Genomic DNA, 17,727 nt, shown 5'->3' with positions numbered 1-17,727 from the left:
TTAATGAAGGTATTCCTAAGGTAGGTTCAAGAGGAATAATGCGTGATTAAATTTCAACAAGTAAGTAAAGCCTATCGAGGCGGACGTCAGGCACTGCAGAAGGTAGATTTCCATCTACGCCGGGGTGAAATGGCGTTTCTAGGTGGGCATTCAGGTGCAGGGAAAAGTACCCTGTTGAAATTAATCTGTGCGATTGAAAGGCCAACGGACGGAAAAATCAGTTTTAATGATCACGATATAACACGGATTCCTAATCGTGATATTCCTTTTTTACGTCGTAATATTGGTATTGTATTTCAAGATCACCGCCTGCTGATGGATCGTACGGTGTTTGAGAACGTGGCTTTGCCAATGAGAATTGAATCTGCGAGTGAAGCGGAAATCAAACGGCGTGTTTCTGCAGCGCTAGATAAAACGGGATTGCTTGATAAAGCACGCTGTTTCCCGACACAGTTATCAGGTGGGGAACAGCAACGAGTTGGTATTGCTCGGGCTGTGGTTAATCGTCCGACTCTATTGCTTGCAGATGAGCCTACCGGAAACCTTGATCCAGAACTGTCGAACCGAATTCTACGATTATTTGAAGAATTTAATCGAGCTGGAGTCACCATTTTATTGGCGACTCACGATATTAACTTAGTGAATTCTCGTCCTCAATATCGTCACTTAGAACTGAACCAAGGTTTTTTGAGCGAGGTCCAAGATTATGGCCAATAAAAGATTAAAGCGTAAAGAGCCTAAGTCTAATCCTGGTAAGCGCATGAAAACGGATGGCTATTTTACTGTTCAGATAAAACAGGCTAAAGCGGCATTTAATAAGCTTTGGCAACGTCCGATGGGGAATATCCTTACGCTTGCGGTTATCTCTATGGCGCTCACTTTACCAAGTTGTTTTTATCTGATTAGTAAAAATATCTCATCTGTTGCTGCTAGCGTAGCCAGTTCTTCGCAAATTAGTGTGTACCTTGAAGAAGGCACGCCCGAAGCAAAAATTATGGTCATCAAAGATGAAATTGAGCGAAGGGATGATGTCGATAAAGTGGAATATATTTCGCCACAACAAGGGATTGAAGACCTGAGTGCGAATGCTGGATTCGAGCAAGCGATTAGTTTGCTGGATTCTTCTGCTCTGCCAGCTGTGTTGATTGTGAATCCCAAAGTCACTCAAAAACAGCAAATCAAGTCGATTGCCCTGGATATACAAAAAAACGCCAGTGTAACAGACGTGAGGCTTGACGAGGATTGGCTATCTCGTCTTGATGCCATTCGCAACCTAGCCAGTATTTTAGTGGTCAGTCTATCTATTCTGATGCTTGCTTCTGTATTTCTCATTGTAGGGAATACGCTGCGCTTTAATGTGCAGTCGAATAAAGAAGAAATACAAACCATGAAGCTGATTGGAGCAACCGACAGCTACATACTAAGGCCTTATGTATATTCTGGTATGTGGTTCGGTATTTTAGGGGCGATCATCGCGTGGGTAATGACGGCTATAATTACTTTATTGCTGAATAACGCAGTAGAAAAATTAGCAGGGTTATACGACAGTCATTTCCAACTATTGGGATTAGGTTGGGATGAATCGTTATTATTATTGATGATGGGAACCTTTATTGGATGTGTGGCTGCTCGAGTATCCGCGAACCGTCATCTCAAAGAAATAGACCCCATTTAGAATAGAAAATACGGACAATATGTTAACAAGTGTTGACTTGTTTATTATAATTGTTTATGCATAATAACTTCTAGTGCTTGAACTCTATTCATTTTAGGTTCAGCATAGTTGAGTTAAAGTGGCTCCAGATCAGAAATTGATGAGGAATTGAATGACTAACCAAGCGTATCCAATGGCTCTAGTAACGCAAGATAGCCTAGACAGCTATATTCGTTCAGTGAATAGCTATCCGATGCTAACAGCTGACGAAGAGCGCTCACTCGCAGAGCGGTTACACTACAAAGGTGACATTGAAGCAGCGAAAGGACTAATCCTTTCTCATCTTCGATTCGTTGTTCATGTGGCTCGAGGTTACTCTGGTTATGGTTTGCCTATGGCAGATTTGGTTCAGGAAGGTAACATCGGCCTGATGAAAGCGGTAAAACGTTTTAATCCGGAAGTAGGTGTTCGACTCGTGTCGTTTGCCGTCCACTGGATCAAAGCCGAAATTCACGAATACGTGCTTCGTAACTGGCGTATCGTAAAAATTGCAACGACTAAAGCACAACGTAAATTGTTCTTTAACCTACGTAAATCGAAAAAACGTTTAGGTTGGTTCAACAATGGTGAAGTTGAGACTGTTGCAAGAGAATTAGGTGTCGAGCCTTCAGAAGTACGTGAGATGGAATCTCGCCTAGCTGCGCAAGATGCGACGTTTGAAATGTCAGCAGACGACGATGAAAATTCGTCTTACACAGCGCCAGTGCTGTATCTTGAAGACAAAGACTCTGACTTGGCAGACAACGTTGAGGCCCAAAACTGGGAAGAACACACTAATCAGCGTTTAACCGCAGCATTAGCAACGTTGGATGAACGTAGTCAACACATCGTTCGTTCAAGATGGCTTGATGACCAAAAAGCGACATTGCAAGAACTTGCCGATCATTATGGTGTTTCCGCTGAACGAATTCGTCAGCTTGAAAAGAATGCGATGAAAAAGCTTAAAGAAGCAGTGGGTGATATTTAAGTTATCCACTTTATAGAATGTGAAGGCTGAGATTTAACGATCTCAGCCTTTTTTATTGCCGATCGATATGTGCATGACTGATCTCAATATTGGTGAATTGGATCGAAAAATAGTGATCAGTAGGGGGGGTAAATCTGTGGATAACTCTGTGACAAATTTATTTATGAGTTGTCATCAAACAGGGTAAATAAAGGGCTGAAAGCGATTTTTTGAATGGGGATATGTTTTCTTTTACACACAGCTAAATAAGGATCATTACTAGATGTTGTGGATCAAAGATCAAAAAAACACTTTATCAACGCTATCCACAGTTTTATCCACAAAATGATCCTAAAGTAGCATAAGTGGATAACCTTATTGAGTACGTGTACTTGTTAGCCATTGGATAGGTTACAATGCAGTCAATATAACAACCCAAGATTACAAGGCTTTTCAAATGGACCAATTTCAACATATCGATGTATTTAATGCTCATAAAATGATGGAAGAAAAAGGGGCGGCTTTAGTTGATATCCGCGATCCGCAGTCTTTTCATGTGGCTCATGCTGATCAATCTTTTCATTTAACGAATGATACGATTGTGGAATTTATGAATGAGATTGAATTTGATCATCCGGTTCTTGTCATTTGTTATCATGGCAACAGTAGTCAGGGTGCTGCTCAATATTTAATAAACCAAGGTTTTGAACAGGTATATAGTGTTGATGGTGGTTTTGAAGCTTGGCATCGAGCAGGCTTACCCGTAATAAAAGGTGAATAATTTATGATAAAACTGGTCACTCTAAACAATCCTCGTGTTGCTCAAGCTTTTATTGATTATATGGCAAAGCAGCAGATTGATATTCAGATAATGTCTGAAGGAGATGGGCAGTTTTCATTGTGGTTATCTGATGATTCACAATATTCGGCTGTGGTTGATGAGCTAAATCTATTTATCACTCATCCTGATGATCCAAAGTATCAAGCGGCATCCTGGGAGATCGGTCATGATCAATCACCGCCCTTTAAATATCAATCTCCAAGCTTGATCTCGATGATCAAAGATCGAGCAGGGCCTGTCACCCTAATAATCATGGTTGCGTGTATAGCTATTTATCTACTGCAGATATTGGGGTTCGGACGCGCTATTTTTTCTCTACTGCATTTCCCTGCTTATACATCTCAGCAATGGCAGTTATGGCGCTGGGTCTCTCATGCATTATTGCATTTCTCAGTTATGCACATCGCTTTTAACCTACTGTGGTGGTGGGATCTTGGTGGTTCAATTGAGAAAAAGCTTGGCAGTGTTACCGTAGCAAAAATATTTGTGGTATCCGCAGTTATCTCAGGTGCTGGGCAATATTGGGTTGATGGTGCAAACTTCGGGGGATTATCTGGAGTGGTTTATGCTTTGCTTGGTTACATATGGGTGATCAGTGTTCGAGCTCCGCATCTTGGAGTGAGTCTGCCTAAATCAATTGTTATATTTATGCTGATTTGGTTAGTACTTGGCTATGTGCAACCTTTTATGGCTATCGCAAATACAGCACACTTGGCTGGATTACTTGCTGGTGGATTACTTGGCTTGAGTGACGCTTGGCGTCATCAAGCCAAATAGATTAAGCCGTTCTGTTGCTGTTTTATTGATACATATATTTGGTAAAAAGTAAGTCGGCGATGATACGGCGCCCGGTCTCTGGTAGTAAGATGTTATTTAGTTTTTCTACCAGCGTCTTACGTAAATCTTCTCGCCCCGAGAGTGACTTGATCGTGTCTGCACTTTGCTCTCCTAATAATTCAACCACTGCATCACGGATTAGGGGCTGATGTTTTTCTACAATAGGAAGATCAGCCTCATTAGCGACCATGATATCAATGCGTACTTGGATATAACCGAGTTTTTTACCTTTGGTGTAAAAGTTAGTGGTGAGATCGGGTTCGAGCGTAAAGTATGCAAGTTTGGGTGGTTGTTCTTGCTCAGCAGAGGCACAGAAAGGTGCGAGCAAACTTAAAGTAAGTATCACTGGGGTTAGAAAACGTTTAAACATATTGTTGTCTTTTCTTTAGTTTGTTTACGATATTCGAAAGGCTCGAGTCTTGTTACAATAAGTGCAACAATCCATTAAATAAAATAGTGATAAGCCCAGTTATGGTTGCTAGAAGTGATCTCTGGCTTCACCTATGACGCTATGTTGTCATATAGAAATATTAGTATGAATAAGTTTACTTCGCTCTACCTATATTCGCTACATTACGTTAGCTGGTCTTCACCCAGTATGTTCACATTTCCTGATGAACAGAGTAAGAAATGGCTGTTGGAAAAAGGCTCATTATCACGTTTATTAGCCAAACAATGTAACCAACTTAATGTTAATTTGATAAATAATCAACAAGTTGCGCATAAAAATTTATTAGATAATGATGTTGCCCCTCTCAATACCTCAGAAGATTGCTGGGTTCGAGAAGTTGTGCTTTTAGGTGATGATGAACCATGGGTGATTGGCCGTACCCTTATTCCTGAATCAACAATTCGTGATTCACAGCATGATTTATCTAACCAAGGAACAACTCCTCTAGGATTAACGGTTTTTAGTGCGGATAATGTGAAACGTGATGGATTGGAAGTAGGGTGGGCCGACGTTGACGGTAAGCCTTTATTAGCTCGACGTTCACGTTTATGGATGGATCACAAACCAATGCTAGTCGCAGAACTCTTTTTACCTCATTCCCCTATTTATACTCAGGAGCCTGTTTAGATGACCTTTGCTAAAGCACGCGCATATTGGCAGTTAATGCGTATGGATCGCCCAATTGGTTCACTGCTTTTGTTATGGCCAACCGTTTGGGCATTGATCATTGCAGCAAAGGGCTTACCAGATTGGAAAGTGCTCATTGTTTTTGTTCTGGGCGTTTTTTTAATGCGCTCTGCTGGCTGCGTAATTAATGATTTTGCCGATCGCAAAGTCGATGGCTTTGTGAAAAGGACACGTAACAGGCCGTTACCTTCAGGGGTGGTGAGTGCGAAAGAAGCGGTATTCTTATTTGTTACATTATCCATCATTTCATTTGCTTTAGTGTTGACCATGAACGATTTAACCATCAGGTTATCTTATTTTGGTATCGTGCTCGCTTTTATTTATCCGTTCATGAAACGCTATACCTACTTACCTCAGCTATTTTTAGGGCTTGCTTTCAGTTGGTCGATTCCTATGGCTTGGGCTGCGCAGTCGGGTGAACTACCGATGATGGCTTGGTTTGTTTTTGTGATTAATGTGTTGTGGACTATTGCTTATGACACCCAATACGCGATGGTAGATAGAGATGATGATCTCAAGGTTGGTATTAAATCAACGGCCATTCTATTTGGTCGTTTTGATAAACTGATCATAGGCTTACTGCAGTTAGCAACACTGGCCATGTTGATTGGTTTAGGCTGCCAGTTACACTTAGGTGTTATTTATTATTGGGTTCTGTTAGTTGCTGGTGGTTTGTTCGTGTATCAGCAGCATTTAATTCGCCATAGAGAGCGTGATCCTTGTTTTGTTGCATTTTTAAATAACAATTATGTTGGGATCGCAGTTTGCATCGGTTTGTTGATTGCTTACTTAATTTAACCGTTTTATTGTTTATAACAAAGCCGCTCATTTGAGCGGCTTTGTCTTTTTATGCATAAGTGATTCATGTCATTTAGAAAATCGTGACAGTTACATATCCGTTAGCTCAGTTTGATAAATACTCTCCTGAATAGTCAATCTGACTTCCGGATAAAGCAAATGGTATAACTCTTTCGCAAAGCTTAAGCTTTGCTCTTGTTGGCTATTTCCTTCTTGGTCTATATATCCTTGTTGCTTTAAAGTAATGAATAAACTAGCAAACACACCCTTATCAAAAAATTCAGGCGCATTAATGCCATGCAGTCGGCCCAAACGTTGCGCGACTTCTTGGCTATAGCGTTCTAAGTTTGCTTTACCCAGTTCTGGATGTTTGACCAATAGATTTAGCGTAATTGCATAGCGCTGCAGTGTCTCTGATGTTGTACGACCTAACAGCATCAAAGTTTGAGTATTACTTTGATTTATCTGAACTTGGTCGCCAGATACCGTCATTAATTCCTGTCTCTCTAATTCATCAATATAAGCATTAACCACAGATTCTAGCTCATCGTTTTGATAGTGGATGAACAGCTCTTGTTTAATGAAAGGATAAATATGCTTTACGGTTTTAAATATTTGCTGTTTTGACACCCGTTGATGACGAATGATGATTTGAGCAATGAGAGATGGCAGTGCCAATAGATGAATAACGTTATTACGATAATAAGTCATCAGAATAGATTGGCTGCGATCAAGGGAGATGATATCCCCGATTTTGTCCGATTCAATGATGAACTTATCCAACGACTCGGCATGGCGCACCAAACTTACGGCATCCTCTTTAGGTACTGTACAGGTGTTCGAATAAGGAACATTGCGCAATAAATCCAAATAACAGTCGATTTGCCGAACCAGGTTATCGCGTGATAACGCTCTTTGGCGAGAGGCAAGGAGAGCTGTGGCGCATAATGTCATCGCATTAGCTGCCGCTGCGCTATTGATACGCGTCATCATTGTATTGGCTAACTCATTAACCGTTGGCGTCATCCATTGAGGTTTACTTGTTCCCATCGGATCAATATCTTGGGTCCAATCAGGTACTCTTTTATTCAAAAATTGATTAAGTGAAATAGGTTCACCGAAGTTAACGTAGCCTTGGCCAAAATTGCGCAGTTTTCTTACGGTACGTAATACGAGGCCAGCATTTTCTTTCTCTTTGCGACTGCCTTTCAATTCTTTTGCGTAACTGCCTACTTCCATAACGTGTTCATAGCCAATATAAACGGGTACTAACGTCACCGGACGATTTAGCCCCCTTAGCATGGCTTGAATTGTCATTGCGAGCATGCCGGTTTTAGCGGGTAATAAACGGCCAGTTCTCGAACGACCTCCCTCACTAAAATACTCAACGGAATAACCTTTGGTGAACAGCTCTGCTAAATATTCTCTAAAGATAGTAGAGTAGAGTTTATTGCCTTTAAAGCTGCGGCGGATGAAGAAAGCACCACCACGACGAAACAGTGGGCCAGCAGGAAAAAAGTTAAGATTAATACCTGCAGCTATATGTGGAGGGACTAGCCCTTCATGGAATAAAACATAAGACAGCAGCAAATAGTCCATGTGGCTACGGTGACAAGGTACGTAAACAATTTCATGGCCATCTTGAGCGAGTTTACGAACTGTCGCTGCATTATTGATGTTTAAACCTTGATAAATACGGTTCCATAGCCATCCAAGTAAGCGATCGCCTTTTTTAACTAAGGAATATGAGAATTTGGCTGCAATCTCATCGAGAATCTTCTGCGCTTCATGACGAGCTTTTTCTTCTGAGATATTTTTACTCTTGGCTTCATCTGCAATCGCTTTTCTGATCGCCGGAGAATTCATTAACCTTTCAAACAGTTGATAACGTTCGGGCAGGTTAGGGCCGGACGCAGCAAGTTTTTGACGTGAAAAATGGATGCGGGCGACACGTGCTAGCTTTAATGCAATCGCTTCATCTGTTCCGTGGTTATCTGCCATATAGCGTAGGGATACGACGGGGCTGAACCTAACCATACAGTCTCGACCTGAAGTGAGTACTACTTTGGCTTTTTGTCCTGAACGATAGGCTCGTAAATAGGGTTTGTGTTCACCTTCTTTTCCCGGTTTTCTACCCCATAAAACAGTGGCAGGAATCACTTGAACATCAAGTTCAGAGTCTACTTTATGTTGTTGTAGTAACTCAGAGAACAGCTGAATTGATGTTGTTGGTATATGATTATCTGCTTTTCTTAACTTAGGGCGAGAGCCAATAAATACATAACGTTCATACTGATGGTCATTAATCTCTAGCGGTTGTAGCGGATCGGGGAGTCCAGCCTCAATTGCGAAGCGCTGAAGTGTCACTAAATCTACATTGGAACGAAAAGGTAGTGCGTAAACGATCGGCTTGGTAACATTGATCCCTAAATCATCAATGGGCTTTGATGGAATAGCATTTCCTTTCACCAATATCTTTAACGGTAGGTTGAGTAATGAACGAGTTAAGCTGTGTCCAGAAGACATAAGAGTTCTGAGCCTCAAGAAATAGTCGTAAGTTTTAAGCGTTCCATTTTTGTATATTAAACAAACATTCACCATCGATGTGGTTGAGAGATAGAACGCATCACTGATTTATAATTGTTGAGTTTTAAGAATAACAGAGCTGGTCGAACCTGTTAACTTAATTGATGATTCGAGCGTCTAATCATAATGATAAATTTGCAAATAGCCTTGGAGCACCTGTGAGTACAAAAAATCCACAAGGGTTGAAACGTTTAATTAAAGCGAGTCGATACTCTGTTCAGGGGTTAAAAGCTGCATTTAAAAACGAAGCAGCTTTTAGAGAAGAAGTCTTATTAGCTTGTATTTTAATCCCAATCGCATGTTGGTTGGATGTGACTCATGTTGAACGTATCTTAATGATTAGTTCGCTACTCATGGTTATGGTTGTTGAACTACTCAACAGTGCAGTTGAAGCCGTGGTTGATCGTATTGGTAGTGAATACCATGAACTGGCTGGTAGAGCGAAAGATATGGGGTCGGCTGCTGTGCTGATTATGATGGTCATCACGGCTTTTGTTTGGATTGATATCCTCTTTATCTAAAAAATGAGCAATTGGCTTTGCATTTAACCAAATACTGGATATACTCACAGGCAACTGTATAAACAGACAGGTGAATTATGAAGCCGTTAACGCCACGCCAACAACAAGTCTTCGATCTGATTAAAACTAAAATTGAAGAGTCAGGAATGCCGCCAACTCGCGCAGAGATTGCCCGTGAGTTAGGATTTCGTTCTGCTAATGCAGCGGAAGAACACTTAAAAGCACTTGCTCGTAAGCAAGTGATTGAGATTGTCCCTGGTGCCTCTCGAGGTATTCGTATTTTGTTGGATACTGCAGCCAATGATACTCCAGAAGAACAAGGTTTACCTCTTATTGGTCAGGTTGCTGCAGGCGAACCTATTTTGGCTCAAGAACATGTTGAAGCACATTACCAAGTTGATCGTGCAATGTTCCGACCTAATGCTGATTTCTTGCTTCGTGTTCATGGCGAAAGTATGAAAAAAATTGGCATAATGGATGGTGACTTGTTAGCTGTGCACAAAACGCAAGATGTTCGTAATGGTCAGGTTGTGGTGGCTCGTGTTGAAGATGATGTCACAGTGAAACGCTTAGAGCGCAAAGGCTCTACGGTGTTACTACATGCAGAAAATGACGATTTCGCACCGATTGAAGTTGATCTCACTTGTCAGCAGTTAACGATTGAAGGGATTGCCGTAGGTATTATTCGTAATACTGACTGGATGTAAAATCTTCTTGAGATCTATTCTCAATAACTTGTAAATCTAATTGATATTCATTATCATCTTTCTGTTGCCCTATAAGGAAGATGATAATGTGTGCTGCTTCAACTCCTACAAATAAGCGTTATCAGATCCCAACCAATCTTGTACAACCGTTATGGTTGCGTAGTCGAGAAAGTTTGGTTGATAACGGACTTATATACGATCCTATCGCAGCGACTGCTTGTCAGCGTTGCCAACTCGCCCCTGATTGCCTTTCTGGTGACATCGATCAAAAGCAGTTATTGCATGCAACATTAGCCCAAGTGTGTGATCAGCAGGTACGACATTTCTTAGAACTACATCCGGATGGCTGGATTGTGAATGTCGGTGCGGGGTTAGATACTCGATTTTATCGGATTGATAATGGGCGCTGTCATTGGGTCGAGCTTGATATCACAGAGAACCTTTTGTGGCGGCAAAAGCTTTTTCATCGTAGTGAACGGTATCAGCATTTCTCCGGCAGTGTGACTGAGTTAGATTGGTTCGATGATCTGCCTGTGCCAGAAAATGCGCCGATTCTAGTATTATGTGAACATGCTTTATTAGATTGTGATGCCGAGCAAGTGGCTCATTTTATTCATGCTCTAGGATTCAATTTTTCAACGGCGACTGCTTGTGTAGTATTGGCTGGTGACAAAACATCGACTAAGCTTGGCCAAAAATTGGGCTCAGGTATTTATCAGCATGGATTTGATTCTGTTTGTAATGCAATGTTGAAATGCTTGCCTTGGTTAAAGTCCGTATCAGCACTATCTCCTCTTGATAGGCATTGTACACGTTGGAAACTGTGGCAACGCACACTGCGTAAATTAGGCCGATATAAACTGCGTTTTACTCCAGTTGTTACAATATTGCGTTGGTAATCAAGCTCTACAATATTTTTAAATGACCTTAAGGTTTGCGATGCAGAGCGCTATCAGTGAGCAAAGGTCGGTCACGTAGGAGTAATAGCTCCTACGTAGAGTGACTCTATTTGCAAATCCGTTCCTCCTAAAGAAATGAATACATTCTTGCTGAAACAGCATCTTGATCTAACTTGGGGATAGAGCATTAGCATTAACTTAGTTACACTTTGCCTTCTAACAAAGAGGGCAAAGTGTGCAATTCATTCTTCAAACGTTATCAAATAGGACTGTTCATCGACAGGTACTCTGGCTTGCAGTACCAATGGTTTTATCCAACATCACTGTTCCACTATTAGGTTTAATTGATGCGGCTGTTATTGGCCATTTAGACCATGCTTGGTATTTAGGTGGGGTTGCTTTAGGCAGCACGATGATCAGTGTTACGCTCTGGCTACTTGGCTTTTTGCGGATGTCTACCACGGGGTTAACCGCTCAAGCCGTCGGTAGTGAAGACCCAAAACAGTTGATTCGAGTTTTGTTGCAAGGGCTTATTATGGCAATCGGATTTGCCACAGTCTTTCTCCTATTTCACCGAGTGATCGCTGATCTCATTTTTCAATGGAGCGATGCTAGTGAACACGTCAAACACTACGGCTATCAATACTTCACGATTCGAGTATGGAGCGCCCCAGCTTCTTTAGCTAATTACGTATTACTGGGATGGTTATTAGGTACACAAAATGCGCGCGCTCCAATGTGGATGGTGATCATTACTAACCTTGTTAATATTGTTCTCGATTTACTCTTTGTTGTTGGCTTGAATTGGAAAGTGGAAGGCGCCGCCTTGGCTTCTGTTATTTCTGATTATGTTGGAACCATATTTGCGCTGATATGCGTTGTACGTTATTGGATTTCACACCATCTTCCATCTCCAAAATCCGTATGGGGGCAGGTGAGTCATGGTTTAGTGCGTTTTATTAAATTAAACCGTGATATTTTTCTGCGCTCGTTATGTTTGCAAGTGGTTTTTAGTTTAATGACTTTTCAAGGTGCAGCTTTGGGAGACAAGACCGTTGCTGCTAATGCGGTATTGATGAGCTTTGTCATGTTCATCTCTTATGGAATGGATGGGTTTGCTTATGCAATGGAAGCCTTGGTCGGAAAGTCAATTGGAGCGAAGAGTGAACACCAATTAAAAGAGGCAATGATTGGTACCGTATTTTGGAGCTTACTGATATGTGCACTGCTCACCATGGTGTTTGGATTATGCGGTGATGGATTAGTAGGATTGATAACCGATATTCCTAACGTGCATCAACAGGCTATGGAATTTATGCCTTGGCTGGTGGCGATGCCGTTGGTTTCCATGTGGTGTTATTTGCTGGATGGCGTATTTATTGGTGCAACTAAAGGAAAAGAGATGCGCAATAGTATGTTTGTTGCAGCAGCGAGCTTTTTTATTCTTTTCTGGTCGACCCAAAGTTGGGGAAATCACGGATTGTGGTTATCGATGTTAACCTTTATGGCAATGCGGGGGCTGACTTTATCTGTGGTAATGGCACAGCAGTGGAAAGCACAGCGTTTCTTAGTGTAACGGATAGAAAAATGCAGCGAAAAAACGCTGCATTTTTATTGGTTACTTGGGAAATGTAAACTTCAGAACAAGCGATTTAGACCATTCAGTGCAGCAACACGGTAAGCTTCAGCCATGGTGGGGTAGTTAAATGTCGTGTTTACAAAATATTCAATGGTATTCGCTTCCCCTTTCTGTTCCATGATTGCCTGACCAATGTGAATAATTTCAGAAGCTCGTTCGCCAAAGCAATGGATGCCTAGGATTTGCTTGGTTTCTCGATGAAAAAGAATCTTTAAGCTACCAATGTTTTTCCCAGCGATTTGTGCTCGCGCTAAATGTTTAAACGAAGAACGTCCTACTTCGTAAGGAACTTTTGCTGCTGTCAGTTCTTGTTCTGTCTTACCCACAGAGCTTATTTCTGGAATGGTATAAATACCGGTAGGAATATCTTCGATCAATTGGCTTGATGCTTCACCAAACGCAATATCTTGTGCGACGAATCGCCCTTGATCGTAAGCTGCACTGGCTAGGCTCGGGTAGCCAATGACATCTCCCACCGCATAAATATGTTCAATGTTAGTTTGATAGCTTTTATTTACCTGCAGTTGCCCGCGTGAATCAGGTTCTAGGCCAACGGCAGACAAATTAAGTTTATCGGTATTTCCTGAGCGACCATTGGCAAACAAGATACAATCGGCTTTCATTTTTTTGCCCGATTTTAAATGCACAACTACGCCATCTTGGCTACCTTCAACTGTTTGATACATCTCATCATTACGAATGATAACGCCACTATTCCAAAAGTGATAAGAGAGAGCATCGGAAGTTTCGTTATCCAAGAAAGAAAGTAAGCGATCACGAGTATTTACTAAGTCAGTTTTTACACCTAAACCACGAAATATCGACGCATATTCACAGCCAATAACACCTGCACCATAAATAATAATGTGGCGAGGGTCGTGCTCTAAACTCAAAATGGAATCACTGTCGTAAATCCTTGGGTGAGAGAAATCGATATCTTTGGGTTGATAGGGACGAGAGCCGGTTGCAATCACAAAGTGATCGGCACTGTACTGCTCACTACTGCCATCTTCTGCCGTGATATTGATAGTGTGTTCATCGACAAAGCTTGCTAAACCGAATAGTAAGGTGCATTGGTTTCGGTCGTAGAAACCTTGGCGTAGACGAGTCTGTTTATCAATAACACTTTTGGCGTGATTTAAAATGTCAGAAAACGAAGCGTGCAAGCTGGTTTTATTTTTACAAAAGAGAGGGTTGTTATTAAATTCAATAAAACGGCTTACTGCGTGACGTAATGCTTTCGATGGGATAGTTCCCCAGTGAGTACAACCTCCGCCGACACTGTGTTCTTTTTCTATCACAGCAACGCGTTTCCCTGATTTCGCTAGCCCCATCGCAGCACCTTCACCGCCTGGACCACTGCCAATTACAATCACGTCAAAATGATTATTCTGTGCCATTGAAAATCCCTTCGTTATTGTTGTTAATATTTTGTATTAATAGTGTAACTTACCTTATTCCTAAGTGGCACTAAGCCTTGCTGACAGAGTGGAAGGGATCACGTTGCGTGATGTTTTGCCACGCGGTCATTGTGCGAATACTTTTATTTAAAGAATAGTGTAAAGCGTGATGGGATGCTTTTTTGTGAGCAAGGTTTTCGGCTTGATCGAACAAATCGGATGTCTTTTTGTTAGGGTGTGTTTTGATGCTTAGACAAAATGGGCAATCAGGTTATAGTATGGAGCAGAGAGAGTTAACTGAGATTGTAGTTTCTATGAAAGCGACCGGAGTTCGTGCCCAGCAGAAAGAGAAAACGCGTCGATCATTAATTGATGCGGCATTTAGTCAGTTAAGTGCTGAACGCAGTTTTTCAAATTTAAGTTTGCGTGAGGTAGCTCGAGAGGCTGGAATTGCACCTACATCTTTTTACCGCCATTTCAAAGATATGGATGAGCTTGGGCTGACGATGGTGGATGAAGGTGGCCTATTGCTGCGTCAGTTGATGCGCCAAGCGAGGCAGAGAATTGTCAGAGAAGGCAGCGTTATTCGTACATCCGTGGAAACTTTTATGGAATTTATCTCTAACAGTCCGAACGTATTCCGACTGTTATTGCGCGAGCGTTCTGGTATTTCTGCTGAATTTCGTGCTGCTGTAGCTAGAGAAATCCAGCATTTCTCTGCTGAACTTGCTGAGTATTTGATTGCGACGGGAATGAGTCGTGAAGAAGCTGAAACACAGGCTGAAGCATCAGTGACTTTGGTATTCAGTTCTGGAGCAGAGGCATTAGACTTGAGCCGTCAAGAAAGGGATGAACTTGCTAGTCGGTTAATTAAACAATTACGGATGATTGCCAAAGGTGCGCATTGGTACCGTAAAGAACGTGAACATCACCAAAGAAAAGGCGAATTGCATGTCGAAGCAAAATGACACATCAAATCATGGTTCTGAACGTAAGACCTTAGTCCTCGCTCTGATTGCAGGGATGTGTGGGGATTATATTTTATCTTGGATAATGATGAGCGAAGTGACGTTCTCAATTTTTCCATTAATAGCACTCGTACTGTCAGTGCAGGCCTTATATCAAGAATATTTACGTAATCCAATCGCTGAAGATATTCCTTTGGTTGGGTTAGCATGTTTTTTTGTGGGGGCGGTAGGACATTCTGCTTTTATTAAAGCTCAATATCCACAAGAAGGAAGTAACTTTTTATCTTTGATTATTTTGATGGTTCTAGTTTTATGGATTGGGAAAAAATTAGGGTTTCTTACTCCGAAGAAAAAAGATACCGACTGAGTTAAATAAATTGACTATCGTATGACCAATAAAAAACGAGCACACAGTGCTCGTTTTTTTTATTTGAATCCAATAGTTATTACCTAACCGGACATTATTTTGCCTAAATTACCAAATTGATACCGAATTGATACCAGGCTGATACTGTATTGAGTTCGACATATCTTTAACGTTGTGATTTCACACATTAAAAATAAGAAGGATTTTATTTATGGCTCATGGTGTTCTTAATCGAGAAGATTTGAATAATATTATTTTAGGTGCTCATTTCTATGCATCCGGGGGAGGTGGTGCACTAAAAAATGGTCAAGCATTGCTAGATAGAATTGATGATTTGTTTAAAGAAAAATCAAATTCAGAAATTCGAGTTAAGTACATTGATATTGATGAAGTTAAAGATGAGGATTGGCTTCCTGTTTTGGCTGCCATGGGCGCACCGGAACAGTTTTTGAAAAAAGGATATGGCAGTTCTCCTGTTACGTCATTTGAAGCCTTAGAAGAAGTTTTAAAGAAGGAATTTTCTGCGTTATCTCCTGTTGAAACTGGCGCTATTGCATATGGTATGAGCCTATTGGTCGCTGCTTATAAAAAAATCCCAATCATCAATGGTGATGGAGGTGGAAGGGCCTTTCCATGCTTACAATTATCGACGTTTTCTAATCCCCAACTCAATGCGCCAATCCCAGTATCCCCTTGTGTCCTGACCTCCGAGGATTCGCTAAAAGACAATGGTGGCGTGTTAACTATCCAATGTAATTCAAGTTCTGATGTCGATGCTATGACGAGAGCGATTATCAGTGAATCAACCAGTTTTGATCAGCGTGCATCACTGTCGTCATTCGCCATGAAAGGCTCCCAACTAAAGCAGGATAATGCTGCGGTACCCGATATGTTGATGAAAGCAAAAGATCTAGGAAAAAACATTAAAGTGAGTGTACAAGAGAGTGGTTCTTGTTTCGATGTGATTGAGCGTCTTCCTGGTGCTCAGTGTGTTATGAAAGGAAGATTAGTCAGCATTACAGATAAAACTGAAAATGGATTCGATTGGGGTGTTCAAGAATACCAAAGTGATAATGGGGATAAATATTTCGTTATTTCCCAAAATGAAAATTTGCTTCTTTGGTCTGATAATTTAGGTACACCAATAGCAATGGCCCCTGATTCAATTTGTTGTTTTTCTAGTGATGCATCGTTAATAAGTAATGATGAGATAATGGAAGTATGGGAAACAACACCAACTGATTATCGATTAAGAAATATGGCAATTTATACTGTTAATTGTGCTAAACAAATTGATCAAAAATGGTTCCATGATAATTTCGCGGAAATATTTAAAAAGTTTAATTATTTTGGTGACTATCATTCACCAATAAAAATCACGAATTAATAATGGATATTATTAAATGAAATTAAAAATTATTATTCCAGTTAATACCAAAGAATTTACTGATCAAATTTCTGATAGTGTTGATAAATTTAGAACTGAAAATATTACGATTGATCTAGAACATATAGATCATGGTTCTTCCTTTATCGAATCTCGAATTGATTTAACGAATAATGCCCCTTATGTGGTTGAAAAAGTCATTCAAGCGGAAAAAGAGGGATACGATGGGGTATTTGTTACTGATATGGATATGTGTGGGGTCGAAGCTGCACGACAAGCGGTAACCATTCCTGTTATTGGGGGATTTCGGGCAAGTTTTTATACGGCGATGCTCTTGAGTCAAAAGGTCTCCATTCTTACAGTTAGTGATGTGGTTGATCTGCAAAATGAGCATGTAAGAGCGTTTGGAGTAACAGAAAACCTAGCATCGATACGACCACTAGACCAAAGTGTTAATGACCTTAAAGGCAGTACATGCCACGAAAGAAAGATAATCTTACATGATTTGTTTAAGTTAGCCTGTAAAGCGATAGACCAAGATGGTGCTGATAGCATTATGTTTGGGTGTACGGGGTTTACTGGGTATGCCAAAAAGCTCAGTAAGAAGCTAAGTGCTAAGTACGGTGTGTATGTGCCTGTGATGGATCCAAACCGTTGTGCTATTAGTTACTTAATCATGTTGGTAAAAAACAAACTATCTCATAGTGGGGTGAGTTATCCATATATCTCATCTGCTGAATGAAAGAAACGAGCTACCTAAAAGCTCATTTTTATTAGCTATAAATACATCTTTTACTTTGTATCTGTAACGTAATAAAAACTCACAGGGTAAGTAAATTTTTACTTTTTGGCTTACTCTGTGACATTAGACAATACTGATAACTACCTCTACTTAACAATAGCTTTAGTATCAATATTGAAACAATTCTGAATATTTTATCATTTGGTTTATTCTATTAATGAATATTAACATTAACTA

The 17,727-nt window shown here is 40.7% G+C and carries 18 protein-coding genes; 15 read left to right on the top strand and 3 right to left on the bottom strand.

Translation table 11 applies throughout. The features are described from left to right. Positions 1-42: 42 nt before the first annotated feature. The 5 genes from ftsE to glpG all read left to right on the top strand — a co-directional run bounded on the left by ftsE (position 43) and on the right by glpG (position 4,278). Complete coding sequence (gene ftsE, locus F9817_RS14915) at positions 43-717, top strand: cell division ATP-binding protein FtsE (RefSeq protein WP_161156940.1); 675 nt, start codon at positions 43-45, stop codon at positions 715-717. Then, the gene (gene ftsX / locus F9817_RS14910) at positions 707-1,675 is read left to right on the top strand and encodes a permease-like cell division protein FtsX (RefSeq protein ID WP_161156938.1); all 969 of its coding nucleotides are present in this window, start codon (positions 707-709) and stop codon (positions 1,673-1,675) included. The genes ftsE and ftsX overlap by 11 nt, the downstream gene beginning before the upstream one ends. Positions 1,676-1,826: 151 nt before the next feature. Continuing rightward, the gene (rpoH, locus tag F9817_RS14905; protein ID WP_161156936.1) at positions 1,827-2,681 is read left to right on the top strand and encodes an RNA polymerase sigma factor RpoH; all 855 of its coding nucleotides are present in this window, start codon (positions 1,827-1,829) and stop codon (positions 2,679-2,681) included. Between the two features lie 436 nt (positions 2,682-3,117). Continuing rightward, a complete protein-coding gene (glpE, locus tag F9817_RS14900; RefSeq protein WP_161156934.1) occupies positions 3,118-3,441 on the top strand; it encodes a thiosulfate sulfurtransferase GlpE in 324 nt (107 codons plus the stop codon). 3 nt (positions 3,442-3,444) lie between these two features. Beyond that, a complete protein-coding gene (gene glpG, locus F9817_RS14895) occupies positions 3,445-4,278 on the top strand; it encodes a rhomboid family intramembrane serine protease GlpG (RefSeq protein ID WP_161156932.1) in 834 nt (277 codons plus the stop codon). Positions 4,279-4,300: 22 nt separating this feature from the next. On the opposite strand, the gene F9817_RS14890 is transcribed toward glpG, so the two are convergent. Further along, on the bottom strand, positions 4,301-4,708 hold the full coding sequence (locus F9817_RS14890) for a flagellar basal body-associated protein FliL (RefSeq protein ID WP_161156929.1): 408 nt from the start codon (positions 4,706-4,708) through the stop codon (positions 4,301-4,303). Positions 4,709-4,873: 165 nt separating this feature from the next. Here F9817_RS14890 and F9817_RS14885 point away from each other — a divergent pair, with 165 nt between their 5' ends. Continuing rightward, positions 4,874-5,416, top strand: a complete 543-nt coding sequence (locus tag F9817_RS14885; protein ID WP_161156927.1) for a chorismate lyase — start codon at positions 4,874-4,876, stop codon at positions 5,414-5,416. Next, the gene (gene ubiA / locus F9817_RS14880) at positions 5,417-6,274 is read left to right on the top strand and encodes a 4-hydroxybenzoate octaprenyltransferase (RefSeq protein ID WP_161156926.1); all 858 of its coding nucleotides are present in this window, start codon (positions 5,417-5,419) and stop codon (positions 6,272-6,274) included. It abuts the gene before it with no gap. A 90-nt stretch (positions 6,275-6,364) separates the two neighbouring features. Here the strand turns inward: ubiA and plsB are convergent, their stop codons facing one another. Beyond that, positions 6,365-8,800: a glycerol-3-phosphate 1-O-acyltransferase PlsB gene (plsB, locus tag F9817_RS14875; RefSeq protein ID WP_161156925.1), complete on the bottom strand. Its 2,436-nt coding sequence runs from the start codon at positions 8,798-8,800 to the stop codon at positions 6,365-6,367. Between the two features lie 218 nt (positions 8,801-9,018). Here plsB and F9817_RS14870 point away from each other — a divergent pair, with 218 nt between their 5' ends. The 4 genes from F9817_RS14870 (at position 9,019) to dinF (ending at position 12,563) form a co-directional block, all read left to right on the top strand. Next, positions 9,019-9,381 carry a diacylglycerol kinase gene (locus tag F9817_RS14870; RefSeq protein WP_161156924.1) on the top strand — a complete coding sequence of 121 codons (363 nt, stop codon included), beginning with the start codon at positions 9,019-9,021 and terminating at the stop codon, positions 9,379-9,381. Between the two features lie 77 nt (positions 9,382-9,458). Continuing rightward, positions 9,459-10,088: a transcriptional repressor LexA gene (gene lexA, locus F9817_RS14865; RefSeq protein WP_161156923.1), complete on the top strand. Its 630-nt coding sequence runs from the start codon at positions 9,459-9,461 to the stop codon at positions 10,086-10,088. 86 nt (positions 10,089-10,174) lie between these two features. After that, positions 10,175-10,987, top strand: coding sequence for a class I SAM-dependent methyltransferase (locus F9817_RS14860; protein WP_161156922.1), 813 nt, complete (start codon positions 10,175-10,177; stop codon positions 10,985-10,987). Positions 10,988-11,222: 235 nt separating this feature from the next. Beyond that, positions 11,223-12,563 (top strand): MATE family efflux transporter DinF, encoded by a 1,341-nt coding sequence (gene dinF, locus F9817_RS14855; protein WP_161156920.1) that lies wholly within the window; start codon positions 11,223-11,225, stop codon positions 12,561-12,563. A gap of 62 nt (positions 12,564-12,625) precedes the next feature. Here the strand turns inward: dinF and sthA are convergent, their stop codons facing one another. Further along, the gene (gene sthA / locus F9817_RS14850) at positions 12,626-14,026 is read right to left on the bottom strand and encodes a Si-specific NAD(P)(+) transhydrogenase (RefSeq protein WP_161156918.1); all 1,401 of its coding nucleotides are present in this window, start codon (positions 14,024-14,026) and stop codon (positions 12,626-12,628) included. A 314-nt stretch (positions 14,027-14,340) separates the two neighbouring features. Here sthA and fabR point away from each other — a divergent pair, with 314 nt between their 5' ends. From fabR to F9817_RS14830, 4 genes are all read left to right on the top strand, one after another. After that, a complete protein-coding gene (fabR, locus tag F9817_RS14845) occupies positions 14,341-14,994 on the top strand; it encodes an HTH-type transcriptional repressor FabR (protein WP_161157001.1) in 654 nt (217 codons plus the stop codon). Next, positions 14,978-15,361: a YijD family membrane protein gene (locus tag F9817_RS14840; protein ID WP_161156916.1), complete on the top strand. Its 384-nt coding sequence runs from the start codon at positions 14,978-14,980 to the stop codon at positions 15,359-15,361. The genes fabR and F9817_RS14840 overlap by 17 nt, the downstream gene beginning before the upstream one ends. Positions 15,362-15,572: 211 nt before the next feature. After that, a complete protein-coding gene (locus F9817_RS14835) occupies positions 15,573-16,748 on the top strand; it encodes an S-methyl thiohydantoin desulfurase family protein (RefSeq protein WP_161156914.1) in 1,176 nt (391 codons plus the stop codon). Positions 16,749-16,764: 16 nt separating this feature from the next. Beyond that, on the top strand, positions 16,765-17,490 hold the full coding sequence (locus tag F9817_RS14830; RefSeq protein WP_161156912.1) for an aspartate/glutamate racemase family protein: 726 nt from the start codon (positions 16,765-16,767) through the stop codon (positions 17,488-17,490). The last annotated feature ends 237 nt before the right edge of the window (positions 17,491-17,727 follow it).

Source organism: Vibrio eleionomae (assembly GCF_009874545.1).
GTDB lineage: Bacteria > Pseudomonadota > Gammaproteobacteria > Enterobacterales > Vibrionaceae > Vibrio > Vibrio nitrifigilis.
The sequence above is the reverse complement of the archived record's forward strand: the minus strand, read 5'-3'. Positions and strand labels throughout refer to the sequence as shown.